At 67.1% G+C, this 23,321-nt stretch carries 27 protein-coding genes and 2 tRNA genes; 10 read left to right on the forward strand and 19 right to left on the reverse strand.

Annotated elements, in window-relative coordinates; translation table 11 throughout:
- Positions 1-27: 27 nt before the first annotated feature.
- Both Q5716_RS08790 and Q5716_RS08795 read right to left on the reverse strand, forming a co-directional pair.
- The gene (locus Q5716_RS08790; protein WP_305002698.1) at positions 28-690 is read right to left on the reverse strand and encodes an ATP-dependent Clp protease proteolytic subunit; all 663 of its coding nucleotides are present in this window, start codon (positions 688-690) and stop codon (positions 28-30) included.
- A gap of 20 nt (positions 691-710) precedes the next feature.
- Complete coding sequence (locus tag Q5716_RS08795) at positions 711-1,304, reverse strand: ATP-dependent Clp protease proteolytic subunit (RefSeq protein WP_305002699.1); 594 nt, start codon at positions 1,302-1,304, stop codon at positions 711-713.
- 106 nt (positions 1,305-1,410) lie between these two features.
- On the opposite strand from Q5716_RS08795, the gene Q5716_RS08800 reads away from it, so the two are divergent.
- Together Q5716_RS08800 and Q5716_RS08805 are read left to right on the forward strand one after the other, a co-directional pair.
- A complete protein-coding gene (locus tag Q5716_RS08800) occupies positions 1,411-1,902 on the forward strand; it encodes a tetratricopeptide repeat protein (RefSeq protein ID WP_305002700.1) in 492 nt (163 codons plus the stop codon).
- A 41-nt stretch (positions 1,903-1,943) separates the two neighbouring features.
- Positions 1,944-2,108, forward strand: a complete 165-nt coding sequence (locus Q5716_RS08805; protein ID WP_305002701.1) for a hypothetical protein — start codon at positions 1,944-1,946, stop codon at positions 2,106-2,108.
- Positions 2,109-2,183: 75 nt separating this feature from the next.
- On the opposite strand, the gene tig is transcribed toward Q5716_RS08805, so the two are convergent.
- From tig to Q5716_RS08820, 3 genes are all read right to left on the reverse strand, one after another.
- Entirely contained in the window at positions 2,184-3,593 is a 1,410-nt protein-coding gene (tig, locus tag Q5716_RS08810; RefSeq protein ID WP_305002702.1) for a trigger factor, read from the reverse strand.
- A gap of 36 nt (positions 3,594-3,629) precedes the next feature.
- Positions 3,630-3,703 (reverse strand) — tRNA-Pro (locus Q5716_RS08815).
- A gap of 73 nt (positions 3,704-3,776) precedes the next feature.
- A complete protein-coding gene (locus Q5716_RS08820; RefSeq protein ID WP_305002703.1) occupies positions 3,777-5,666 on the reverse strand; it encodes a CASTOR/POLLUX-related putative ion channel in 1,890 nt (629 codons plus the stop codon).
- A gap of 110 nt (positions 5,667-5,776) precedes the next feature.
- On the opposite strand from Q5716_RS08820, the gene Q5716_RS08825 reads away from it, so the two are divergent.
- A tRNA-Gly gene (locus Q5716_RS08825) sits at positions 5,777-5,847 on the forward strand.
- A 246-nt stretch (positions 5,848-6,093) separates the two neighbouring features.
- Here the strand turns inward: Q5716_RS08825 and Q5716_RS08830 are convergent.
- Positions 6,094-6,714, reverse strand: a complete 621-nt coding sequence (locus Q5716_RS08830; RefSeq protein ID WP_305002704.1) for a hypothetical protein — start codon at positions 6,712-6,714, stop codon at positions 6,094-6,096.
- A gap of 83 nt (positions 6,715-6,797) precedes the next feature.
- Complete coding sequence (locus Q5716_RS15940; RefSeq protein WP_369523975.1) at positions 6,798-7,067, reverse strand: recombinase family protein; 270 nt, start codon at positions 7,065-7,067, stop codon at positions 6,798-6,800.
- A gap of 184 nt (positions 7,068-7,251) precedes the next feature.
- Here Q5716_RS15940 and Q5716_RS08835 point away from each other — a divergent pair, with 184 nt between their 5' ends.
- Genes Q5716_RS08835 through Q5716_RS08845 form a run of 3 tightly spaced genes read left to right on the forward strand, consistent with a single transcriptional unit; the run spans position 7,252 to position 9,134 of the window.
- The gene (locus Q5716_RS08835) at positions 7,252-8,199 is read left to right on the forward strand and encodes a GAF domain-containing protein (protein ID WP_305002705.1); all 948 of its coding nucleotides are present in this window, start codon (positions 7,252-7,254) and stop codon (positions 8,197-8,199) included.
- A gap of 5 nt (positions 8,200-8,204) precedes the next feature.
- Complete coding sequence (locus Q5716_RS08840) at positions 8,205-8,378, forward strand: hypothetical protein (protein ID WP_305002706.1); 174 nt, start codon at positions 8,205-8,207, stop codon at positions 8,376-8,378.
- Between the two features lie 39 nt (positions 8,379-8,417).
- Positions 8,418-9,134 carry a hypothetical protein gene (locus Q5716_RS08845; protein ID WP_305002707.1) on the forward strand — a complete coding sequence of 239 codons (717 nt, stop codon included), beginning with the start codon at positions 8,418-8,420 and terminating at the stop codon, positions 9,132-9,134.
- Between the two features lie 774 nt (positions 9,135-9,908).
- Here Q5716_RS08845 and Q5716_RS08850 read toward each other — a convergent pair.
- The 5 genes from Q5716_RS08850 to Q5716_RS08870 all read right to left on the reverse strand — a co-directional run bounded on the left by Q5716_RS08850 (position 9,909) and on the right by Q5716_RS08870 (position 12,651).
- Positions 9,909-10,493, reverse strand: a complete 585-nt coding sequence (locus tag Q5716_RS08850) for a hypothetical protein (RefSeq protein ID WP_305002708.1) — start codon at positions 10,491-10,493, stop codon at positions 9,909-9,911.
- Between the two features lie 341 nt (positions 10,494-10,834).
- Entirely contained in the window at positions 10,835-11,179 is a 345-nt protein-coding gene (locus Q5716_RS08855; protein ID WP_305002709.1) for a cupin domain-containing protein, read from the reverse strand.
- Between the two features lie 11 nt (positions 11,180-11,190).
- Entirely contained in the window at positions 11,191-11,571 is a 381-nt protein-coding gene (locus Q5716_RS08860) for a VOC family protein (RefSeq protein ID WP_305002710.1), read from the reverse strand.
- 24 nt (positions 11,572-11,595) lie between these two features.
- Positions 11,596-12,468 (reverse strand): alpha/beta hydrolase fold domain-containing protein, encoded by an 873-nt coding sequence (locus Q5716_RS08865; RefSeq protein ID WP_305002711.1) that lies wholly within the window; start codon positions 12,466-12,468, stop codon positions 11,596-11,598.
- 9 nt (positions 12,469-12,477) lie between these two features.
- A complete protein-coding gene (locus tag Q5716_RS08870; RefSeq protein WP_305002712.1) occupies positions 12,478-12,651 on the reverse strand; it encodes a hypothetical protein in 174 nt (57 codons plus the stop codon).
- A 145-nt stretch (positions 12,652-12,796) separates the two neighbouring features.
- Here Q5716_RS08870 and Q5716_RS08875 point away from each other — a divergent pair, with 145 nt between their 5' ends.
- Entirely contained in the window at positions 12,797-12,958 is a 162-nt protein-coding gene (locus Q5716_RS08875) for a DUF2510 domain-containing protein (RefSeq protein WP_305002713.1), read from the forward strand.
- A 13-nt stretch (positions 12,959-12,971) separates the two neighbouring features.
- Here the strand turns inward: Q5716_RS08875 and Q5716_RS08880 are convergent, their stop codons facing one another.
- Positions 12,972-13,625 (reverse strand): response regulator transcription factor, encoded by a 654-nt coding sequence (locus Q5716_RS08880; protein WP_305002714.1) that lies wholly within the window; start codon positions 13,623-13,625, stop codon positions 12,972-12,974.
- A gap of 59 nt (positions 13,626-13,684) precedes the next feature.
- The gene (locus Q5716_RS08885; protein ID WP_305002715.1) at positions 13,685-15,028 is read right to left on the reverse strand and encodes a sensor histidine kinase; all 1,344 of its coding nucleotides are present in this window, start codon (positions 15,026-15,028) and stop codon (positions 13,685-13,687) included.
- Between the two features lie 196 nt (positions 15,029-15,224).
- Here Q5716_RS08885 and Q5716_RS08890 point away from each other — a divergent pair, with 196 nt between their 5' ends.
- Entirely contained in the window at positions 15,225-15,710 is a 486-nt protein-coding gene (locus Q5716_RS08890) for a Dps family protein (RefSeq protein WP_305002716.1), read from the forward strand.
- Between the two features lie 3 nt (positions 15,711-15,713).
- Here the strand turns inward: Q5716_RS08890 and Q5716_RS08895 are convergent, their stop codons facing one another.
- Genes Q5716_RS08895 through Q5716_RS08915 form a run of 5 tightly spaced genes read right to left on the reverse strand, consistent with a single transcriptional unit; the run spans position 15,714 to position 19,986 of the window.
- Complete coding sequence (locus Q5716_RS08895) at positions 15,714-16,508, reverse strand: MBL fold metallo-hydrolase (protein WP_305002717.1); 795 nt, start codon at positions 16,506-16,508, stop codon at positions 15,714-15,716.
- Positions 16,509-16,518: 10 nt separating this feature from the next.
- A complete protein-coding gene (locus tag Q5716_RS08900; RefSeq protein WP_305002718.1) occupies positions 16,519-17,913 on the reverse strand; it encodes an amidohydrolase in 1,395 nt (464 codons plus the stop codon).
- The gene (locus Q5716_RS08905) at positions 17,900-18,523 is read right to left on the reverse strand and encodes an FMN-binding negative transcriptional regulator (protein WP_305002719.1); all 624 of its coding nucleotides are present in this window, start codon (positions 18,521-18,523) and stop codon (positions 17,900-17,902) included. Before Q5716_RS08905 ends, Q5716_RS08900 begins: the two co-directional genes overlap by 14 nt.
- A 3-nt stretch (positions 18,524-18,526) precedes the next feature.
- Positions 18,527-19,498 carry an Fpg/Nei family DNA glycosylase gene (locus Q5716_RS08910; RefSeq protein WP_305002720.1) on the reverse strand — a complete coding sequence of 324 codons (972 nt, stop codon included), beginning with the start codon at positions 19,496-19,498 and terminating at the stop codon, positions 18,527-18,529.
- Complete coding sequence (locus tag Q5716_RS08915; protein ID WP_305002721.1) at positions 19,498-19,986, reverse strand: ribose-5-phosphate isomerase; 489 nt, start codon at positions 19,984-19,986, stop codon at positions 19,498-19,500. The genes Q5716_RS08910 and Q5716_RS08915 overlap by 1 nt, the downstream gene beginning before the upstream one ends.
- Before the next feature lie 94 nt (positions 19,987-20,080).
- Here Q5716_RS08915 and Q5716_RS08920 point away from each other — a divergent pair, with 94 nt between their 5' ends.
- Together Q5716_RS08920 and pepN are read left to right on the forward strand one after the other, a co-directional pair.
- Positions 20,081-20,728, forward strand: a complete 648-nt coding sequence (locus Q5716_RS08920) for a hypothetical protein (protein WP_305002722.1) — start codon at positions 20,081-20,083, stop codon at positions 20,726-20,728.
- A gap of 37 nt (positions 20,729-20,765) precedes the next feature.
- The gene (gene pepN, locus Q5716_RS08925) at positions 20,766-23,318 is read left to right on the forward strand and encodes an aminopeptidase N (RefSeq protein WP_305002723.1); all 2,553 of its coding nucleotides are present in this window, start codon (positions 20,766-20,768) and stop codon (positions 23,316-23,318) included.
- Positions 23,319-23,321: the final 3 nt, after the last annotated feature.

Consider the following 23,321-nt stretch of genomic DNA (forward strand, 5'->3'; position numbering starts at 1 on the left):
TGCGGCCCTCTCGCGTTCGTGCGCGGACTACTTCGCGGTGATCGCCGCCGGGGCGTTCTTGCGCGTCGTCAGAACCTGGTCGATGAGCCCGTACTCGACGGCCTCCTCCGCGCCCAGGATCTTGTCGCGCTCGATGTCCTTGTTGACCTGCTCGATGGTGCGGTTCGAGTGGCGCGCGAGCGTCTCCTCGAGCCACGTGCGCATGCGCAGCACCTCGTTGGCCTGGATCTCGATGTCCGAGGCCTGACCGCCACCCTGACCCTGGATCGCCGGCTGGTGAATGAGGATGCGGGCGTTCGGCAGCGCGAGTCGCTTGCCCTGCGTGCCGCCGGCGGTGATGACGGCCGCAGCCGACGCCGCCTGGCCGAGCACGACCGTCTGGATCTGCGGACGGATGTACTGCATCGTGTCGTAGATCGCCGTCATCGCGGTGAACGAGCCACCGGGCGAGTTGATGTACATGACGATGTCGCGGTCGGGGTCCTGGCTCTCGAGCACGAGGAGCTGGGCCATGACGTCGTCCGCTGACGCGTCGTCGACCTGCACGCCGAGGAAGATGATGCGGTCCTCGAAGAGCTTCGCGTAGGGGTCCTGGCGCTTGTAGCCGTAGGCCGTGCGCTCCTCGAAGGAGGGCAGGATGTAGCGCGAGGACGGAAGGTTTCCGGCAGCGCGGAAGGTGGGGGTTTCCATGGGTTCCTGTTCTCCTGTGACTACTTGTTCGTCGACTCGCCGGCGGTGACCTCGGCCACGTCGATCGCGGTCTCGCGGATGTGGTCGACGAAGCCGTACTCGAGTGCCTCCTGGGCGGTGAACCAGCGGTCGCGGTCGCCGTCCTCGTTGACCTGCTCGACCGTCTTGCCGGTCGCTGCCGCGGTGATCTCCGCGAGGCGGCGCTTCATGTCGAGGATGAGCTGCGCCTGGGTCTGGATGTCGCTCGCGGTTCCACCGAACCCGCCGTGCGGCTGGTGCAGCAGCACGCGGGCGTTCGGGGTGATGAACCGCTTGCCCTTGGTGCCCGCGGTCAGCAGGAGCTGGCCCATCGAGGCCGCCATGCCGATGCCGACGGTGACGATGTCGTTCGGCACGAACTGCATCGTGTCGTAGATCGCCATGCCCGCGGTGATCGATCCACCGGGAGAGTTGATGTAGAGGGAGATGTCACGCTTCGGGTCCTCCGCCGCGAGCAGCAGCAGCTTCGCCGCGATCTCGTTCGCGTTCTCGTCGCGGACCTCCGACCCGAGCCAAATGATGCGGTCCTTCAACAGCCTGTCGAAGACAGATGAGACCAGTGCCGGTTCGGCCATGTGATGCGCTCCATTCAGTTATCGCTTGCCCACGAATCTATCCGAGCGCGTGCGGCCGTATCGGGCTGTTCGCCCTGGGCAGAGTCGCGCGTCTAACCTGTCTGACGTGACCGACGACTGGTATGCCCGCGTGAGCGCCGTATGGGCCTCCGCGAGCGAGATGGCCGACCTCGATGTGCTCGCCGCAATCGACGAGCTCGTCGCCGAACGCGACCCGGACGACCCGGCCGCGCTCTTCGAGGCCGCGTCGGCACGCGACTACGCCGACCTCGAGACGGAGGCGGAGCCGCTCTACCGGCGCGCGATCGACGCCGGCCTCGACGACGCCACCCTTCCCCGCGCCGTCATCCAGCTCGCGAGCACCCTGCGCAACTTGGGTCGACCCGAGGAGGCGGTGCGGATGCTCGAGCAGCAGCTGCACGAGCATCCCGGCGACGAGTGGACGGGCCCGACGGCGGCCTTCCTGGCGCTCGCCCTCGCGAGCCGCGGGGACGAGCGGGACGCGGCATCCGTCGCCCTCGCCGCCCTCGCCGACTACCTGCCGGTGTACGGCAACTCGGTGCGCGCCTACGCCGTCGAACTCGCGGCACGCGGATAGCGCAACCGCCCGATGTCGGCGGCCGGGGGCACCATGGAGTCATGGCAGACATCGACATTCGCGAGCTCCGGGCCTACGAGCCGTACTGCGCCGACTGCGGCGAGTCCGGCCCCATCGAGACGAGCGCGTTCCTCGCCTTCGCGTGGGAGCAAGCGCACGACTGCGCGACGGCCGCAGCGAGCGCGGAGGTCGCCCAGGCGAGCTAGCGCCGAGCTCCGACGACAGCACGAGGCCCGCGCATCCCCTCCAGGATGCGCGGGCCTCGTCGTGATCGGAGCGAGCTACTTGTGGTCGTGACCGTAGTGCTCGTGGCCGGGCTTGCGCCCGTGCGAGTCCTTCGCACCGCCGTGGTCGTGGTCATCGCCCTGACCCTCGAAGTCGGCCGCAGTGACCTCGTCGCCGCCGGCCTGGCCGACGATCGCGTCGGTGAAGGCGGTGACGTCGACGGCCTTGCCCTTGGTGTCGACGACCTTCGCCTTCGACAGCACCACGGCGAGCGCCTTGACACGCGCGACCTCGGCGACCATGCCCGGGATCTGGCCGTTGCTGCTGAGCACCTGGATGAACTCGCTCGGCTCCATGCCGTACTGGGCGGCGCCCTGCACGAGGTAGCTCGTGAGCTCGTTCTGGCTGACCTTGATCTCCTCGGCCTCGACGATCGAGTCGAGCAGGATCTGCGAGCGGAACGTCTTCTCGCTCGACTCCGTCACCTCGGCGCGGTGCACGTCGTCGTCGAGGCGGTTCTCGTTCTCGAGGTGGCGGTGGACCTCGTCCTCGACGAGCTTCGCGGGAACGGGGATGTCGACCTTCTTGAGCAGCTCGTCGACGATCTGGTCGCGCGCCTGAGCGCCCTGCCCGAACACCTTCGACTTCTCGACCTGCTCCTTGATATCGGCCTTGAGCTCCTTGATCGTGTCGAACTGGCTCGCGATCTGGGCGAAGTCGTCATCGGCCTCGGGCAGCTCCCGCTCCTTCACCGCGAGCAGGCTCACGGTGATGAGCGCACTCTCGCCCTCGTGGTCGCCGCCGAGGAGGGTCGACTCGAAGGTCGTGGTCTCGCCGGCGCTGAGGCCGTCGAGGGCCTCGTCGATGCCCTCGATGAGCTCGCCCGAGCCGACCTCGTAGGAGATGCTCGATGCGGAGTCGACCTCCGTGTCGCCGATCGAGGCGGTGAGGTCGAGCTGGGCGAAATCGCCCGTCTTGGCCGGGCGATCCACCGTCTTGAGGGTGCCGAAGCGGCTGCGGAGGTTGTCGAGCTCGTCCTTGACGTCGTCGGCAGAGACCTCGACCGGGTCGACCGTGAGGGTGAGCTTGTCGTAGGCGGGGAGGGTGAACTCGGGGCGCACGTCGACCTCGACGGCGACGACGAGGTCGCCCGAGAAGTCCTTGACCTCGGGCCACGTGGTGATGTCGGCCTCAGGGCGGCCGAGCACACGGATCTTCTCCTCGGAGACGGCCTGGCGGTAGAACTTGTCGAGGCCGTCGCTCACGGCGTGGTTCAGCACCTCCTCGCGACCGACGCGCTGGTCGATGAGCTGCGGCGGCACCTTGCCCTTGCGGAAGCCGGGGATGTTCACCTGCTGGGCGATGTGCTCGTAGGCGTGCTTGATGCTCGGCTGCAGCTCCTCAGGGCTGACCGAGATGTTGAGCTTGACGCGCGTGGGGCTCAGCTTCTCAACAGTGGTCTTCACGACGTGGTTCTCCTGGTGTTGTGTGGGCAAAGATTGTCGGGGCGACAGGATTTGAACCTGCGACCTCTCGGTCCCAAACCGAGCGCTCTACCAAGCTGAGCTACGCCCCGCGCGAGCGCGAGCAAGGTGGGTCCAACCGACCAAGCATAGCTTGGAAGAAGGCGGCCCTCACTGACAGTCGGTTCAGCCCTCGGCGAGCACGATGATCTTGTCGGACGCGGAGAATCGCGTCACCTCGGCCTTGCGGGGGTTCACGACCACGCCGTAGCCCTTGTCGCTCGAGTGGGCGAACTCCTCGATGCGGTAGCCGATCGCCGTCTCCCCTCGCCGCCGAGCCGCCTCGAGCACGGTGTAGAAGTCGACGGATGCCCCGTCGGCGACGTACAGATCCGCGGGACGGAGGTAGATCTCGCTGCCCACGCTCGAGAAGAGCTGGTCGAACACCTCGGTGAGGCGCTTGTTCTCGGAGACCTGCGACAGCATCAGGCTGATGAGCTTGTCGCTCACGATGAAGTCATCGGCGTTGGTGACCTCGGCGATCTCTCGGTTCCGGTCGTCGAGCATCTCGCTGACGATGTTCAGATCCACGCCGGTCTTCTCCTCGATGTCGCGCAGCTGGAGGAGAGTGATGAGGGTCTTGCCATCCGCGCGCTGGGTGTCGAGCAGCTCCTTGTAGGCGAGCACGATGATGTGGTCGAAGGATGCCACGTCGATGCGGTCGAGGAGCGTCCGGCTCGTGGCATCCCCGCGAGTGAACTCGACGGAGAGGTTGGCGAAGTCGGGGAGCTCGGGCCAATCCACGTCGGCGACGAGCGCCACCACCGAGCCAGGGGCGACGTACTCGTCGAGCTCCCTCAGCATTGCGGCGAGCCCCGCGTTGTAGCCGAGCACGAGCGTGCGCTCGGGCCGGGGGGTCTCCGCCTTGGAGGTGCTGACAGCGGAGGCATCCGGAGTGCCGGGCGCGCTCGTGGCGATGACGCTGTCGTCCTCGGCGATCACGATGAGCTGGTCCCCCGCCTCGTAACGGGCCTCGTCGGCCGGGTTGAGCATGACCTCGCCGCCCTTGACCATTCCCATGACGGCGCACGACGCGAAGGCGAGCTGGGTCTCGAAGTAGCTGCGCCCGTAGAGACTCGGCTGCTCGGTGAAGTAGATCTCGTCGCCGTCGAAGTCGAGCAGCTCGGAGTAGACGACGCTCAGCCCGCTCTGCCGGCAGCTCTGCACCGTAATGCGGCCGATGAGCTCGTCGCCGAGCACCCAGTGCGCCTCGCGACCGCCGATCAGTCGCGCCGCCTCCAGCGCCGACGGATGCTCCAGCTCCCCCACGATGTGGTACGGCTCGGCGCGGCGACGCGGGTTGTTCGTCAGGGCCAGGGCGGACTTGAGAACGTCGGCGTCGCCATCCGGGCTGCCCTCGGGCGCGACGATGATGATGCTGCGGGCCGCGTTGGGGTTGGCGATCTCGAGGTCGGTGAGGTTCATCGGGTCGCCCGTGCGGCAGATGACCTTGGTCTTGCCGGTGGAGCCGACCTCCGCCTTGATCTCGTCCTCCATCTCGACCTTGTCCTTGTCGGCGAGCACGACGATGACGGGGCGGGTGCGCGACTCGTTCGCGATCACGATCTCGCTGATGATCGGGAAGACCTTGCTGCTCCAACCGAGGATCAGGGTGTAGTCCTTCTCGAGCACGCGGGAGCGGCCCTTGCGCAACTCCTCGACCTTCGAGTCGAACGCGCCCGAGACGATGCCGATGAGGCTCGCCACGATGATGAGTCCGCCGATCGTGATGATGAGCATGAGGATGCGGAACAGCCAGCCCTGGTCGCCGCCCATCGTTCCCGGGTCGAGGGTGCGCATGAGACCGCCCCAGAACACGTCCCACGGGGTGAAGTCCTCGCCGAACTGGTTGTACTTGTCCGGGAGCAGCCAGAGCACGAGCACGGTGACGCCGCCGACGACCGCGACGAGCAGCACCGTCGCGATGCCCAGGAGGGCCATGAGCGCGATCGTGCCGCGCGACATCCAGTTGTCGAACCAATAGCGGAATCGCTCCGCGAAGCTGGGCTTGTCCATCGGGTTTTCCTCGTCGTACAGAAGTGTGCGACTAAGAATGGCAGAAGGGGTGACCGGCCCGTGACCCAACTTCGGGTAGAGTTCTACCCGCGCGGTCTCGAGCCGCTCACGGGGATGTAGCTCAATGGTAGAGCCTCAGTCTTCCAAACTGATTACGCGGGTTCGATTCCCGTCATCCCCTCTCATGCGAAGAGCGCCTGTCCGCCAGGATGGGCGCTCTTCGCATGTACTGCTGGTGCTGCGAATCGAATGGGCCCCCGCTGAGCAGTCCGGACGGGCGCGCAGCGCTCGGTCGGCGGCTCAGTAGGGGATCCCGTCATCCCCTCCGAATCTCGCTCAACAGCCCTTGTCCTATCCCGGCCGCTTGCGCGACTCGAGCTGACGCGAGACGCCCTGCCTCCTGCACAAGATGCCTAGTACTCAAGGGCTAGCTCGTTTGGTCGTCTGAGTCAGCATTCTTTAAAGAGAAGGACTTGAAGTCGATGTTCTCCACGTCGTTGACGAACAAGCGCAGAAGTTCACCCTGCGACTGCATCCGAGTGGGATGACCGAGGTCAGCACGCATCGCCTTGAGGATGTTTTCGAACCTGAGCATGGTGAGAGGTGCAGGCGGATTGTGGGCCGCCCCATTGCGGAAGGTGTTCCAAGCTCTGATGACTCCGCGCGAACCGTAGGTGATAAGGCGGGGCGTGATGTTCGCGTAAAACTTGCCCATCTCAGCAGGATTGTTCGCGATGCTCTTGACTTGCTGAGCTTTGGAATTCGATAGGTTGAAGATGCTCATGAGGCCCCTCACCATGTCGTCGTAAAGGGCGGTCTTCTTGTCGCGAAGGGCAGCTTCCATCAGACGACGACGCTCCAGCGAGCGCGTAGTTAGGTAAGTGATGACAGGCACGAGAACGACGCCTGTCAGGGCGGCCACTGGCGTCTGCGTCGCCGGTGGCAGGGCCAAGAACCATGACGCAACAAACCATCCGATGAACGCAAGTCCGGCCAGCACGACGATGAGAATTACAGAGCCCTGCAACAAAGGAAGAATACGTCTCATGAAATTCCCTTCGGTTGGGTCCAGTCAATGCTGACAGATACCGAAGACAATTCAGGCTCAATGAGCGCCGAGAGGCCGCCAGTTCACCTCGCGGCGTTGAGATAGCGGTAGATGGTCGGCGCGCTCACACCCAGCGTCTTAGCAATGTCGGCATCGGAAAGGCCCACATCGAGCGCGGCCTTCTTGGAGCCGATAGGGCGAGGACGCCCTCCTACGCAACCCTGAGCGCGAGCATCCGCGAGGCCGGAGCGCGTGCGGCGCTGGATGAATCGGCGCTCCACTTTGGCGATGACCGCCAGCAGGCCCGTGAATGCCTCCCGTGGAGGAGTCCACGCAGTCCTCGATGCTCTCAACGATGATGCCGCGCTCTCGGAGGTCGGAGAGCGTCAGGATGAAGAGGTGTTGGAACAAGTGTTGAGAATCGGGAGGGCCAGCAAACGTGCGGATGTGAACTCCGGTTCTCATGTCGCACACTCGGAATGTTTTTATAGACCCGATTGACGAGCTGAGAAGCACTCACACCTCTATGCTTGCCGAATGCTCAAGAGTGTCGATGACGCCGCCAAGAAGGTTCCGATCAAGGCGGAGTTGTTCTTCTCCATCCTTCCGCTGGTGCTCGCTGTCCTATCTGCGACGTCGTTTACGCTCCGAACCTATTTCTTGGATTTGGTTGCTAAAGCCGCCGCCGCGTCCAAGAATCCGCCTGTAGGACCGCCGCCGCAGGAGTGGTGGGACGTGCCCATGTTCATCGTGGGCCTCGCGCTCTCGGTTCTCGCAGTCGCGGCACAGATCGTGAAGGTCGTGTACGACGTCAACAAGAAGCGATCTCAGGCAGTGCTCTTGAGCGAAGCCAAGAGCAACGCTGTTGTATCCGGAGAGGCCGCTGTGCAGGCAACGAGCGCGCTCACCGTGGCGATGCGGGACGCGCTGCAACCTCTCGCGGAGAACATCGCAGAGATGCCGTCGATGAAGCCATCGGTCGGCAGGAGCCATTTGCGCACCGTTGCAACATCAGCGACGGGCGCGCTTTACGCATTGTTGGCCACGCGCGTCCCCGATGTGCGGACGAACGTGTTTGTCCTGAATGCCGATGGCAAGCAAATGAGGAACAGTGCGCACAGCGGTCGAGGGGGCACGCCCAGTGCCTTCCTCGCGAGCACGCCAAATGGAAAGGCCGCTATCGAGTTCATCGCGGGGCAGCAGTCGGTCCTCTATGAGAATCTGGACGTGAAGGCCCCGCCAACTTGGCCCGGCTCTCGCTCTGGTTACAAGACGTTCATCTCGGTGCCGATCTTTGCGAGACGCAGCGTCGGAGATGACTCCGTGTACGGCATGGTCACTGTGGATTCGTGTCAAGCGAACTCACTGAGGGACGTGGATCTTCATACTGTCGAACTGGTCGCGGATATGGTCGCGACCGCCTTTGCCATAGCTGAGAATGCCGCAGCTAAGCCTGTAACTTCAAGGTCAGGGAGCGTAGGATGAGCGACATGAGCGACATCACGGTGCACAATTCGCACGCCGGTTTTGGCGTGATTCGAGCTGCTCGCACGGGGCGCTACGAGCGTGATTTGTCGGATCGGAAGGTAGTCGAAGCCATCTGGGCGAAGGCCGACAAAGAGGCTCGAAACAGCCCTAACACGCAAGTCATCAAACACAAGTAGCTCGGTCGGCGCAGGCGCGCGATCATCTTGGACGAGTACATGGACGGCGACGATGTTCGTCTTGAACTTGAGGGCGGGTGGATCCAGTACAGCGATTTCCTGTACCGCGAAGTCGCTGGACGAGTGCTCGAGTTTCGACCGGCAGCGGGGACGCAAATCGTCCGCTTGACATCGGAGAACGCGAGGGCGCTTGAGCACCTCACCGGAATTATCAACGATTTGCAGGCGACGGTGCGCTACTGCATCGTCTATGAATCGAGCTTCGAAAGCGCGCTGGACCCAGCAGTTCAAGACGCGCTATGGAAAGCGGCGCTCGTCACATACGCACGCTGCTTTGAGGCTGGAGTGCGCAAGTCCGAGCGACCCGATCTCAGCGTTCTGGACGACTTAGGCGATGCACGGAAGGCGCATGAGTACTTCATGACGTTGCGCTCGAAGTACGTCGCGCATTCGGTCAACGCACTGGAGATGAACATGACCTATGCCCTCCTGACAAACGACCGCGGCGAGACTGTCGTCGCGCGCGGGCCGGGGACCTTTCAGATCAGTTCTAACCCTCTGAACGAGCAAGGATCCAACACACTAAAGCGGCTGGCGGAAACACTGCTCCATCAAGCTCAGGAGCGTCACGGCTCCCTCTCAGAGGCCGTTATGGACGAGCTGCACGATATGTCCCAAGAGGAGCTTCTAGCGCTGCCAGTGATTACAAGTCACGTCGCCCCGGACGTTGCATCTATGAGACAGACGCGGAGATAGGTCGAAGCCCGCTCTGGGGTTCACGAACAGAGCGTGCCTCGGTGGGGGAGGACGGCCCCGGCCGCTGGCTAGTTTTTCTCCTCGGCCATTAGCGCAGCAACCGGACCGGCAGGGATGCTGGTCCCTCGACCCGAATCTTCGTCAAACAGGACGCCCAATACATCACGCAGCGGCCGGCAGGGATATTCATGACCTCGCCTCGCTCTACGAAGCGGCTCACCCGATCTTCCGTCGTGTCGAGTGCGTGCAGGACCTAGAGCCCTTCCGGGCGGAGTTGGCGAATCTCACCCCACCGGTAGCTTGCCCACTTTGATTGGCACGTCCGTGCCCGCGAGAGATGGTGAACGCTGAAGCGTGATGGTCACCGAACCCAAACACGTGGGTCGTACATGTGGGAGAACGTCCCTTGCGTCATCAGGACGGAGTTGTCCCAAATGGGCCGACCGTCGGCGGGACTGATGAGCGCTCCGCCGAACCACCCCGCATCCGTTGCCTCGACGTGCTTGTCCAACTCGGCTAGTGCCTGTTGGGATCATCGGGCATGGAAGAGTCGCCCATCCTCATGACTTTCAGAGGGCTCATCAGCGCCAATCCACTAATTAGCACCCGAAGGTAGAACGGTCATCGGAAATCTCCACGAGCATCGCCCAAATTAGGCGGTTGGGGCGGTGCGTTTTCTGTGTGTGGTCGACCTCGGAGTGATGCCTCGAACGAGTGGGTTCCAAAGCTACTCCCGCCTTGGTGATACGTGGATCGCGCCCCTAAGGAAGGGTATTAAACCCACCCGAAGAGCGCCGCAAGGAATGCCACGATCAAACCAGCGATGACCGCTAGCACCAGTCCGCTGACCACCCTCCCCGCGCGCGTCCACCCGAGTCTGTAGCGTGCGCCGCGCCTTCGAGCCTTCGGGCCATGTGAAGGCAGGGAGGGCGGGTCGATCAAGCGCCAAGAGGATTCGAAGCGGAGTCCTTCGTTCTCGCGGAGCAAAGTAGCAAGGGCATTCTCCAGAGCGGCCCGTATGGCGAGTCCGCGCTCATCGTTGTGGTCCACGTTCACGACAATGCGCGTCTCCTCTGCGGCGAACGTGGCCTCCAGCTCTATCCCCGAGGGCCCCTCCCACTCAGACTCGAAGTTGAACATGTCCCCAGTCAGCTTGTCCGGGACCAGCCTCAGCGCGACGAGCTTGTCTGTCAGCGCATCGAACGTTGCCGCACTTACCTCGGCCCGTAGCTCGTGCGTCTCGGCGATGTACTCGCCGAGCTCGAAGTGATTGCCCCCGTCTGCTACAGCTCTCTCCAGCACGACGGCAATGTCACGCGCCAGCTCCCACCCGTCGCTCACATCGATAGGCGACTTCACGACCAGCTCTAGGCTCTGACCGGCCAACGGCGGCGCTCCAATCGTGGCGGGGACTCGGGTGCTGAAATCCTTCCATAGCTCGTAGATCGACTCTCTCCCTGCTCCCTAGTTGCTCCCCAACTGGCTACAACGAGTCTCGGCACGAAGGCCTCATCTTCCTGAATGACTGGAAACTGGGTGGCCCTCTGGCCTGAGAACTGCTCGCGAATCAGTGATCCAAACGGATTACGCGGATTCGATTCCCGGAATCCTCTCCGACATCGGCCCCTGCGGCGAATGTTCCGATTGTGTCGCTATACAGTCGGCTATTCCGACGAAATGGGAACACTCGTCGCCGCGCGTCAGTTTCTCGGCCCCATGATGAGGTCAGGCGCCTCTCCCATTGGCATAGGGAACCAGCCCAGGAACGTCACTCCCTCGTCGGTCGCGTCGAAGCGACCGATCGTCTCATCACCGGGCTCGAAGAAGGTGTCGCCCGGGCCCAGCATCCGCTCCGGGCCGTCGCCGACCTGGAAGTGCACGGAGCCGCTCTCGATGACGCCGAATACCGGACCGTTGTGCCAGTGGGCTCCCGGCTGGACGCCCGGGGCGAGCGTGATCCGCCGAACCTCGACGTGTCCGATCTCTGCGGGGCTCGCGAGGACGTGATCGGCGAGGGTCATGCGGACGACGGGGTGCTGCTCCATGCCTCCGAAGACTAGCTCGCGATCTCCCACACGTGCCCGTCCGGGTCGCGGAAGCACGCGGTGCGGATGCCCCACGGGCGGTCCTGCGGCCCGTTGAGGAGTTGGGCGCCGCGCGACACTACGAGCTCCGCCGTGGCATCCACGTCCTCGACCGTGATCGTGTACTGGGCCGTCGCGCCGTCGACCGAGCGGCCCACGAGTGCCGGCTCGATGAGACCGCGGCCTTCTTCCGCCTGCAGCAGGTTGATGAGCGTGTTGCCGAAGTCGAAGACGGCGGATGCCTCGTCCTGGTAGTGCACGGGAAGCCCGAAGACCTCCGCGTAGAAGTCGCGCGCGCGGGGCACATCGTCGACGAACAGGGTGATAGCGGTGATGGGGCCGGGAAAGGTCATTCGTCCAGCATATGTGGACGGTGTTTACATGGCCAAGGCCCGCGCGATGACCGCGCGTGCCGCATCCCCCTCGGGCATCGGCAGGATCGGGTAGTTGTGGATCATGCCCACCCCCTCGTGGAAATCGAGCGGGATGCCCTCTTCCGCCGCCCGCGCGACGAGTCGATGCGCGTCCGCGTTGAGGATGTCGCGCGTGCCACTGAACATCGTGATCGGGCCGAGGCCGCGCAGCACGCCGTGGATGGGGCTCACGAGCGGATCGTCCACGGGGAGCTCCGCGCGGTAGAGGGCGCCCGCCGCTCGGGTGCCGGGCACGGCGAGCCATGGGTCGCTTGGCTCGATCTCGGCCAGGCGCGGATCGCTGCCCGAGATGTCGAGCCACGGGGCGATGAGCACGGTCGCGCTGAGGGGCGAGGCGCCGCGATCCCGGAGAACCTGGGCGACGGCGAGAGCCATCCCGCCGCCCGAGGAGTCGCCGAGCACGGCGGTCGCCCCGCTCGACTCGATCAGATCGGCCACGACCGGCACGACCGTCGAGGCGGTACCCAGCGGGGCGAGCGGCATGATCGGCACGACGAACTCGGCTCCCGACTCCGAGGCGAGCTTCGCGAGGAACGTCCAGTGGACGGGGTCGATCTCGAAGGAGTAGACGCCGCCGTGCAGGTAGACGGCCCGGCGGCCGGCGGGAGAATCCGTCGCTCGCACGGTGAAGACGGGCCACCCCGCGAACTCGGAGCGATCGAAGTCGACGCCCCGACGCGGCCGCGGTTCGAAGGGGTGGGGATGCTCGCGCGCCCGTCGCACGGCAGCGAGGGTCCGCTCCGCCGAGCGGAACTGGCGCTTGGAGCCGCGCAGAGTGATGACAAGAGGGGCGAGACGGCTCAGCAGACTCGCCACGGCGCAGGACTAGCCGTCGATGCGCTTGAGCACGTGGACGGGAATCGCCAGCCCGATGCTCGACGCCAGGATGCCGCCGAGGAACACCGCGGCCTCCCAGCCGGGCACGTAGAAGGCGGATCCCATGAGGTACATGCCCGCGATGAAGATGGCGAGGGAGACGAGGAACACGATGATCTTCACGGGATCATCCTACCGGGGCCACGCGACCCCCGTTCGGGGGCGTAACGCGTGTACCCCGGGGTCACCTAATATGAGGACCGCGAGCTTGACCCGAAGCGCGCTCGCTTATCCCGAGTCACTAGTCCTTACCCGAAGGCTTACCCTCATGCTTGACGCGCCTACGCTCGCGCCCTTTGGCTGGTACCCCGACCCCGCAGGCAGCGGACTGCTGCGCTGGTGGGATGGCTCATCGTGGACGGAGCGCCTCGAGCGCCCCCGCCCCGAGGTGCAGCCCGCTTTCGGGTACTCCTCGCGCCTCGCGTCCTGACGCTCGCGAGCGATCACTCGCCCGAGCGCTGAAGCCAGGCGAGCACGGCGAGCACCCTCCGGTGGTCGCTGCCCGAGTCATCCAGCGCGAGCTTCTGGAAGATCGACGTCACGTTCTTCTCCACGGCGCCCGTACCGATCACGAGGGAGTCCGCGATCGCCGCGTTCGTGCGCCCCTCCGCCATGAGGGCGAGCACCTCCCGCTCGCGCGGAGTGAGGCGCTCGAGCGGGTTCTGCCGGCGCCCGAGCAGCTGAGCGACCACCTCGGGATCGAGGACGGTCCCGCCGCTCGCAATGCGCTGAACCGCGTCCTTCAGCTCGTCGAGCGAGGCGACCCGGTCCTTCAGCAGGTAACCCACTCCCCCGCGCCCGCCGGACAGGAGCTCCTGCGCGTAGGCGACCTCGACATACTGCGAGAGCAGCAGGATGCCCGCCTCCGGCAGGAGGGCTCGGACTCGGATGGCCGCCCGCACGCCCTCGTCGCGAAACGTCGGCGGCATCCGGACGTCGAGGATGACGAGGTCCGGGGCCACGTCGACGAGCTCCTCGAGGAGCCGTTCCGCGTCTCCGTACGACGCCGCCACCTCGACGCCGGCTTCCTCGAGCACTCGAACGAGTCCCTCGCGGAGTAGTACAGAGTCGTCGGCGACGACCACACGGGTGGGCATGGCCACCATCGTAGGGGAGGCGATGATCCGCTCTTCTGGGCGGGTCGGCGCGAGCAGGGTCACAGGGGAAGCCGGGCGGACACGAGCGTCGGCCCACCGGTCGGGCTCGACACCGCGAGGGTCCCGCCGACGCCGCGAAGGCGTTCCTCGAGCCCGGCGATCCCATGGCCCGCGATCGCCTGGGCTCCGCCGTCGCCGTTGTCCGCGATGAATACCTCCAGCCAGCGGGCATCCTCGCTGAGGGAGACGCGCACTTCGATGTCGGTCGCGCGGGAGTGCTTGACCGCGTTGGCGAGCGCCTCGCTCACCACGAAGTAGGCGTTGCGCTCGATCTCCTGCGGCACCGCCGTGCCCGGCGGCAGCTCGTCGACGAGGCGGGCCGGGATGGCGCTGCGCACGGTCGCCGACTCGATCGCCGCGACGAGCCCGCGGTCGAGGAGGATCGGCGGCGCGAAGCCGCGCGAGAGCGCCCGCAGTTCATCGAGGGCCTCCTTCGACTGCTGCCGCGCCTCCGAGATAAGCGTCTTCGCCTTCTCCGGGTCGGCCTGGAGCTGGCGCTCTGCGGCGGCGAGGTCCATCTGGAGCCGCACGAGCCGCTGCTGCGGGCCGTCGTGGATGTCCCGCTCGAGCCGTCGGAGGGACTGGCCTTCGGCCGAGATCGCCGCGCCGCGGGACTCGGACAGGGAGCGGACCTCGCGCTCGAGCTCGGCCGACCGCCAGGCTCCGAGCATCCCGCGGGCGATCAGCCAGTGCAGCTGTGTCAGACCACGAGTGACGAAGGGCAGGAGGGCGAGGAACACCGCCCCGAGCAGGAAGAAGACGATGGTGTCAATGAGCCACGGGTTCTCCGGCGCGGCCCAGCCGTTGGTCGAGGCGAACCAGTCCGAGAGGAACCAGGTGTCTCCCGTGACGGGTCCCCAGATCCACCCGGTGAGCCCGCCCAGGGAGATCGAGAGCCAGGTGACGGTGATCGACCAGGTGATCGTCGTGACGATGAAGTCCACGATCATCACGTGCAGCAGGTACAGCCAGTAGTGCCCGTTGCCGAGGGTCGCGCGCAACCAGCCGGTGAACCCGGTGCGCGCTCGGTCGTCGAGCCAGTCGGGTCGCGGGATGCGCGGTCGGCCGGCGAACTCGAGGAGCGCGAGGTCGACGACGCCGAATCCCCGCGCGACGTAGAGCGCAGCGATGATCAGCACGACCCCGATCAAGAACGTGAACAGCGTGCCGATGCCGGCCGAGAACAAGCCGATCGTGACACCGAACCCCGTCAGCGAGATCGGGAACGCGATGAGCAGGTACAGGAGCTCTCGCGGCACGCTGCGCCAGAGGGCGCCGTATCCGCGGCGCTCGGGCGCGACTGCTCCCGGTGCGGCGGTCGGGGTGAAGGTGGCGTCGGTCATGGTGGTCCTCTCGATTGTCTCAGCCAGCCTCCCGCGATGGCGCACGTCGCGGCATCCTGCTGCCTTCCGAGTCCGAGGTGGGGCTATCCCCCGCCTGAGCGCGAGCCGACACGGTTCTTAGCGTTGCCTCAGCTTCCTTGCGGAATTCATGAGCGTGCGTAGCGTTGACATACGTAGGAAGAGAAGGAGTCACACAATGACCGAGATCACCGCCACCCCGCAGACCTCCGCCGACCCTGACGTCACGAGCGGCGTCGCCCAATTCCTGGGGCCCGTCGTCGTCGATCTCACCGCCCTCTCCATCGACGGCAAGCAGGCGCACTGGCACGTACGCGGTGCGAACTTCCAGGCCGTTCACGAGCTCCTCGACGTGGTCGTCGAGCACGCGCGCGACTACGCCGACACGGCCGCCGAGCGGGTCGTGGCCCTCGGCCTCCCCATCGACGCGCGCACGCAGACCATCGGTGCGAAGGCGACGACGCCCGCGATGACCGCTGGATTCCAGCAGTCCGATGCGATCATCCGCGAGGTGATCGCCGCGATCGACGCCACCCTCGTCACCGTCCGTACCGCCGTCGACGAGCTCGCCGAACTCGACCCGGTCAGCCAGGACGTCGTCATCGAGATCGCCCGCGGCCTCGAGAAGGACCGCTGGTTCCTGTTCGCCCACCTTGCGGGCTGATCGTCAGGTCGAGATAGAGACCGACTCTCCGGGCTCGAGCCAGCGCGTGCGCGGCTCGAGCCCGGCGGCGTTAATGGCGTCGCGCAGCGGTCCCTCCGAGGCGAAGTGGGTCCACCCGCTGCGATGCACGGGGATGAGCATCCGCGGGTTGAGGGCGAGGGCGGCGTCGACGACCTCCGCGGGGTCGAAGGTGAAGCGCGCCTTCGACAGGATCGGAGCAGACGGGAAGCGCACCGCCCCGCAGGCGATGATCGCGACGTCGATGTGGCGCTCGGCGGTGAGCCAGTGCCGCAGCCGCGGTGTCATGACGGTGTCGCCGGAGAACCAGATAGTCGGGATGTGGCTGCCTTCGAGGAGGAAGCCCGAGACCTGGCCGACCTGCGGTGTCAGGCGAGGACCGTGACGCGCGGGCGTCGCCGTAATGCGGATGCCCGCGGCTGTCGTCGACTCCCCCGTGGCGAGTCCGCGCACGTCGCGCTTGAGAGGCGCGAGGCGACGCGCCGACGCGGTGTTCGTGACGATCGTGTCGACCGACCTGCCGAGTACGAACGCGCGGCCGGCGTAGTCGAGGTTGTCGAAGTGGTGGTCGTGGCTGAGGAGGGCCACGTCGACCGCGCCGAGGGCGGCCGCGGGGATCGGCGTGGGGTGGCTGCGGGTTGAGCCGAACCAGCCGGCGGGCGCCCAGGCCGGTCCCATGTCGTAGGTGCCGCCGGGCTCGTCGAGCACCGGATCGGTGAGGACGCGGACGCTGCCGGTGTCGATGAGCACGCTCGCGGTACCGAGGTAAGTGAGCGTCATTCTCGAAATTCTAGAGGGTGCGGTGAGACACCTGTCCAGCCACCAGAGTGAGGGCCACGGGCATGCCGCGCAGTTGCGTCCCGCCCGGATCGCGCTCGACGGCGACGAGGTCGGCGGGCTCGCCCTCCGCCACCGACGACCGCGTGCTCGCCGCGAGCGCCTCGCCGGAAGAGATGCGCTGCTCCGGATGCCACGGCTCCCGACCATCGCGGGAGCGGGTCACGGCAGCCTCCATCGTCGCCCACGGGTCGAGCGCGGAAACGGGGGCATCGGACCCGAAGGCGAGCTCGGCTCCCGCGTCGAGGAGGCTGCGGAACGCGTAGAGCCGCCCCGTCCGGTCCGACCACAGGGCGTCAGCGACGTCGCGATCGTCCATGGCGTGCTCGGGCTGCACGCTCGCGACCACGCCGAGCTCCGCGAACCTCGGATAGTCCGTCTCGCTGAGAAGCTGCGCGTGCTCGATGCGCCCGCCGACCCCGAGCTCGGCGAACGCGTCGAGGGCGAGCGTGTTGGCGTGGTCGCCGATCGCGTGGACCCAGGGCTCGAGCCCGGCATCCGTCGCGCGGCGCAGTAGCGGCAGCAGTTCCGCAGGCGGCACCGTGAGCATGCCGTGCCCGCCGTCCGGATAGGGCTCGTGGGTGTAGGCAGTCCGCGTGTTGAGCGATCCGTCGGTGAGGACCTTGAAACCGCCGACCGACAGGAGCGGGCCGAGCTCGAGCCCCGTGCGAAGGCCCTCGTCGATCGCGCGGTCGAGGTGCTGCGTGTACACCGCGAACTGCACCCGGAGCAGGTCGTTGCCCGCGGCGATACGCCGCTCCCACGTGTCCCGGTTCCAGTCCATCTCGAGGTCGGCGATCCCGACGACTCCGCGGCTCGCCGCCTCCCGCGCCGCCGCGAGCGCCCAGCCGTCGAGCACGGAGTCCTCGACCTCCCCGAGGCGCCGCGTCACGTCGAACGCGTCGTCCTCGCGCAGGAGCCCCGTCGGATGACCGGCGACGCCGAATCGCTCGAGGGCGGCCGTGTTGAGCCACGCCGCGTGGAGGTCGCCGCTGACGAGCACGACCGGCACCCGACCGCCCGCCTCGTCGAGGAGGGCGGCGGTGGGGGCATCCGGCCACAGCCCGTCGCGGAAGCCGGCACCCGCGAGGATGCCCGGGGCCTCCCCCACCGCGCTGGCGACGAGCAGCGCCGCCTCCCGTGCCGATCGCGCCCCCGACACGTCGAGTCGCTGGGACGTGAGCGCCCACTGGGTGAAGTGGACGTGGTTGTCCCACAGACCCGGCACCACCCATCGGCCGGCGAGGTCGATGTCCCCCGTGCCGATCGAGCCGATCTCGACGATGCGACCGCCCTCGACGCGGATGTCGCGATCCCGATCGCCGAGCCGGGCGTTACTGAGCAGCATGCCCGTGCACCCGTCGCATCTCGCGGGCGAGCTCCGGCGAGGAGTAGTTCTCGCCGGACTGCAGCTCGTCGATGATGCGGTCGGCGACCTCGGGGGCCTTGTTCTGGCTGAGCTTGAGCCGCGCGTCGAACCGCGTGACGCGGAGGCGGATGCCGACAGTGCCCTTCGCGATGCGCCGTGCGGCCGCCTCGTCAGTGTCGAGCCGCACGGGGTGCGGCATGACGTCCTCGAAGTGGTCGACGAGCTCGCCGAGCACGCGGAAGTTCTCCTCCTCGCTGAGGATCTCCGGGGTGCCGTAGAGGTGCGCGGTGACGTGGTTCCACGTGGGGATGAAGTCGCCGGGCGAGTACCAGCCGGGAGAGACGTACCCGTGCGGCCCTTGGATGATCACGAGCACCTCGTGCTCGCCGAGCTCGTGGAGCGTCTCATCCGGCCGCCCCACGTGGGACACGAGGACGATGTCGTCCTCGCCCTCCTCGAGCATGACCGGGTAGTGGCTCGCGACGAGGCCCGAGGCCGTAGAGGACACGATCGTCGCCCAGGGGTTCTCGCGGACGAGCCGCTTGACCTCGTCGGGGTCGGTGAGCACGTAGCCGGGGGTGTGTCTCATGCTCTAAGCCTGGCAGACGGGACACCAGTAGAGCTTGCGGCCGCCGATCTCCTCCATGAGGATCGGCGTGCCGCACACGCGACACGGCAGACCGGTGCGGTGGTAGACCCAGTGCCGGTCGGCGCGGCTGGCGAGCGCGGCCTCGTAGGCCTTGCCCCGAAGGCCGTCCATGGTGAGCATCTGGCCGGTCCGGACGCCGATCTTCAGGAGCTTCGACCAGTCCTTCCAGAGCGCCCTCACGAGCTCCTCCGGCACATCCCGGCCGGGAGTGTGCGGGTTGAGCCGCGCCCGGAAGAGCAGCTCAGCGCGGTAGACGTTGCCGATGCCGCTCACGACCGACTGGTCCATGAGCAGGAGGGCGATCGGCGTGGGCTTGCGCAGTACGGTTTCGGTGAAGCGCTCCTCCGCCTTCTTCGGCGAGTCGACGAGCGGGTCGGGCCCGAGCTTGTCGATGACCGCCTGGACCTCCTCCGGGCCGAGGACGTCGCACGCGGTGGGACCGCGGAGGTCGGCGCACGTGACGTCGGTGAGCAGGCGCACTCGGACGGCCCCGACGGGGTCGGGCGGGAAGGACTCCAGCGGAGCCTCGAGCTTCTCCTGCTCGGCCATCCGCAGTCGGGTCCGTCTCGGCGCGCCGATTGAGGACAGCGAGTCCTCGAAGGCCCCGACGACGGTGCCGCGCTGATTGGTCTGGCCCATCCGGCCGTTCGCCGACGCAATAGTCGCATCCGCGGTGATGTCGCCGGCGAAGTCCCATGCCCCGTAGATGCCGAGGTGCACCCGCAGCCACAGGCCGTGCTCGAACTCGAGGAACATCTGCTTGCCCACGGCCCGGGCATCCGTCATGACGTGGCCGTCGAGCATCCGGGCGCCCTCCGCGAAGCGGCCCTGCGGCGACGAGACCGCGACGGGCTTGCCGACGAAGTGCAGCGCGAACTGGCGCGCGATGCGGTGGACGGAATGGCCCTCGGGCATTACGCGCCGATCGGGTGGCCCGCGATGAGGCCGGTCTGCTCGTACTCGGCGAGCTGCGCGATCCGACGGGCATGGCGCTCCTCGCCCGAGAACGGCTCGGCGATGAAGACGTCGATGAAGTGCTTGGCCTCGTCCACCGTGTGCTGCCGGGCACCGATCGAGATGACGTTGGCGTCGTTGTGCTGCCGCGCGAGAAGGGCGGTCGACTCGTTCCAGACGAGGGCGGCGCGGATGCCCGTGACCTTGTTCGCGGCGATCTGCTCGCCATTGCCCGAGCCTCCGAAGACGACCCCGAGGCACTCGACGCCCGCGGCTTGGTCGCGAGCGACGGCGAGCGCGGCGTTGATGCAGAACGGCGGGTAGTCGTCGAGCGGATCGTAGCTCGTCGGTCCGTGATCGACGACCTCGTGCCCCCGGGCGCGGAGGTGCTCCTGGAGGTCCTCGCTGAACTCGAGTCCCGCGTGGTCCGTGGCGATGTGGATGCGCATGCAGCAAGTTTATGGTCGGCGAACCGCTACCCCTGGTGCGGCTCCCACCAGCAGGAGCACACTGGATGCGTCACTCTTTCGTGAGGAGGCCGCCATGAGACGGACAACCGCTGCGCCCGACCTGATGCCGATCCTGTCGCCCGGGCGCCACCGATCCGCCGCTCGCGGAGCGTGCTTCATGGAGTACGCCTCCTACCTCGCCGGGGAGCGCTGGAGCGACCATCCCGCGTGCACCCACGCACTGCTGGCCGCGCTCGCTCGCGACGTGAACGACCTGACCACGGCCGAGGGTCGAGGCGCGCTCGTGCCCCTCATCCCCCGCGTCGTCGGGCTCGACCCGGCGGACGCCGAGTACGGGGACGAGATCGCCGCCCTCGCGGCCGCTGCGGCGCTCCCCGTCGTGAGCCTCGAGCGGCAGCGCGCGCTCGCTGTCGGGCTGCTGTCCCTCGCCCGGCGCAGCGCCGACCCGCGGATCTCCGACCTCACGCGGTCGGCGTTCGACTCGGCGCCCGACGCCGAGCGCTGGGCGGTCCGGTACCTCGACCGCTCGCGCGCGCCGCACGGCTCGTGGGCCCGCGCGACGGAGGCGATCGTGCACACCGCCGCGGTGGGCATCGCGCTCGCGTGCATCGACGACCCCGACGCCGTACTCCGCTCGGCCCTCGTCGCCGCCATCGAAGCCGCCGAGCGACGGATGCCCGCGCCCCGACTCACCCGGGAGGCACAGCTCATCCCCGGCTAGGCTGGAGGCTCCCACCGACCCCTAGGGAGAGAGCACAGTGCCCGGAGAGAACCTCACGCGGATCGAAGCCCAGAGCCGCAAGGCCACCGTCGACGTCGCCAGCTACGAGATCGACCTCGACCTGACCACCGGTCCCGAGACCTTCGCGAGCACGACGACCGTGCGCTTCACCGCGACGCCCGGCGCGTCGACCTTCATCGACGCGATCACGAGGGCCGTGCACTCGGTGACGCTCAACGGCGTCGCGCTCGACGCGGCCGCGGTAAGCGACGGCACGCGCATCCAGCTCGACGACCTCTCCGAGTCGAACGAACTCGTCGTCGTCGGCGACTTCGAGTACTCGAAGACGGGCGAGGGCCTCCACCGCTTCGTCGACCCGGTCGACGACGAGGTGTACCTGTACACGCAGTTCGAGGTGCCGGACTCCCGCCGCGTCTTCGCGGTGTTCGAGCAGCCCGACCTCAAGGCCACCTTCCAGTTCACCGTCACCGCGCCCTCGAACTGGGCGGTCGTCAGCAACTCCCCCACCCCGGCGTCCGAGCATGTCTCCGAGGGCGTCGCCCGCTGGAGCTTCGCGCCCACGCCGGTGCTCTCGAGCTATGTGACGGCCCTCATCGCGGGACCGTATCAGGCGGTGCACTCCGAGCTCACCTCGAGCGACGGCCGCGTCATCCCGCTCGGCATCTTCGCGCGCAAGTCGCTCGCGCAATACCTCGACGCCGACTACATCTTCGAGAAGACCCGCGAGGGCTTCGCGTTCTACGAGAAGCACTTCGCCTTCCCGTACCCGTTCGAGAAGTACGACCAGCTGTTCGTGCCCGAGTTCAACGCCGGCGCGATGGAGAACGCCGGCGCGATCACCTTCACGGAGACCTACGTCTTCCGCTCCAAGGTGACCGACGCGATCAAGGAGCGGCGCGTCGTCACGATCCTCCACGAGCTCGCCCACATGTGGTTCGGCGATCTCGTGACCATGAAGTGGTGGAACGACCTGTGGCTCAACGAGTCGTTCGCCGAGTGGGCATCCACGCTCGCGACCGCCGAGGCAACCGAGTGGAACGAGGCCTGGACGACGTTCCAGGCGATGGAGAAGAGCTGGGCCTACCGCCAGGACCAGCTGCCCTCCACGCACCCCGTCGTCGCGACCATCAACGACCTCGAGGACGTGCAGGTCAACTTCGACGGCATCACTTACGCCAAGGGCGGCTCGGTGCTCAAGCAGCTCGTCGCGTGGGTCGGCCTCGAGCAGTTCATGGCCGGCGTCGCGGCGTACTTCCAGAAGCACCAGTTCGGCAACACCGAGCTCACCGACCTGCTCTCCGAGCTCGAGAAGACGTCCGGCCGCGAGCTGACGAGCTGGAGCAAGAAGTGGCTCGAGACGGCGGGCGTCAACACCCTGCGCCCCGCGATCGAGACGGACGCGGATGGCACGATCACCGCGTTCGCCGTGCTCCAGGAGGCTCCCGCCGACTACCCGACCATCCGTCCGCACCGACTCGCGATCGGCCTCTACAACCTCCGTGACGGCAAACTGCGCCGCGACCACCGCGTCGAGATCGACGTCGACGGCGAGCGCACCCAGGTGCCCGAGCTCGTCGGCCAGAAGCGCCCCGACCTCGTCCTCGTCAACGACGAGGACCTCGCCTACGCGAAGATCCGCCTGGATGCCGACTCGCTCGCCGTCGCGATGGACCACCTCGCCGACATCGACGACCCGCTCGCCCGCGCGATCGTCTGGGGTGCGGCGTGGGATGCCACGCGCGACGCCGAGACCCGCCCGAGCGACTACGTGCACCTTGTGCTCCGCAACATCGCCGCGGAGACCGAGTCGACGACCATCCGCACGACGCTTACCCAGCTCACCACGGTCGCCCGCGTCTACGTGGACCCGGCCGTGCGCGACGTGACGATCACGGCGGTAGGCGACGGGCTGTGGACGCTCGCGCGGCAGGCGGATGCGGCGTCCGACGCCCAGTTCCAGTTCGTCAAGTTCTTCGCGAGCATCGCGTCGACTCCCGCCCACGTCGAGGCGCTCCGCGGTCTGCTCGACGGCTCGGTCGTGCTCGATGGGCTCGAGATCGACACCGACCTGCGCTGGGAGCTGCTCGAAGGCCTCGTGCTCAACAACGCCGCGACCGACGCCGAGATCGAGGCCGCACTCCAGGCGGACAACACCTCCAACGGCCAGCAGGCCGCGGCTCGGGCGCGGGCGACCTTCCCGACCGCCGAGGCGAAGGCCGCCGCGTTCGACTCGCTCGCCGACAGCGACGCCCTCAGCAACGCGATCGTGCGCGCGGTGACGATGGGCTACCAGCACACGAACGACCCGTCGTCGCTCGCCGGGCAGGTCGCGCCCTACTTCGCCGCACTCACGACGATCTGGGACAGCCGCAGCTACAAGATCGCGGAGCACTTCATCCTCGGCCTGTACCCGACGCCCCTCGCCTCGCAGGAGCTCGCGGATGCCACGACCGCGTGGCTCGACGCGAACGCCGCCGCTCCGGCTGCACTCCGCCGCCTGGTCGTCGAGAACCTCGCCGGCGTGGAGCGGGCGCTCAAGGCGCAGGCGCGGGATACCGCCGGGGAGTAGCGG

Origin of the sequence: Antiquaquibacter soli, from assembly GCF_030580675.1 — a bacterium.
GTDB lineage: Bacteria > Actinomycetota > Actinomycetes > Actinomycetales > Microbacteriaceae > Rhodoglobus > Rhodoglobus soli.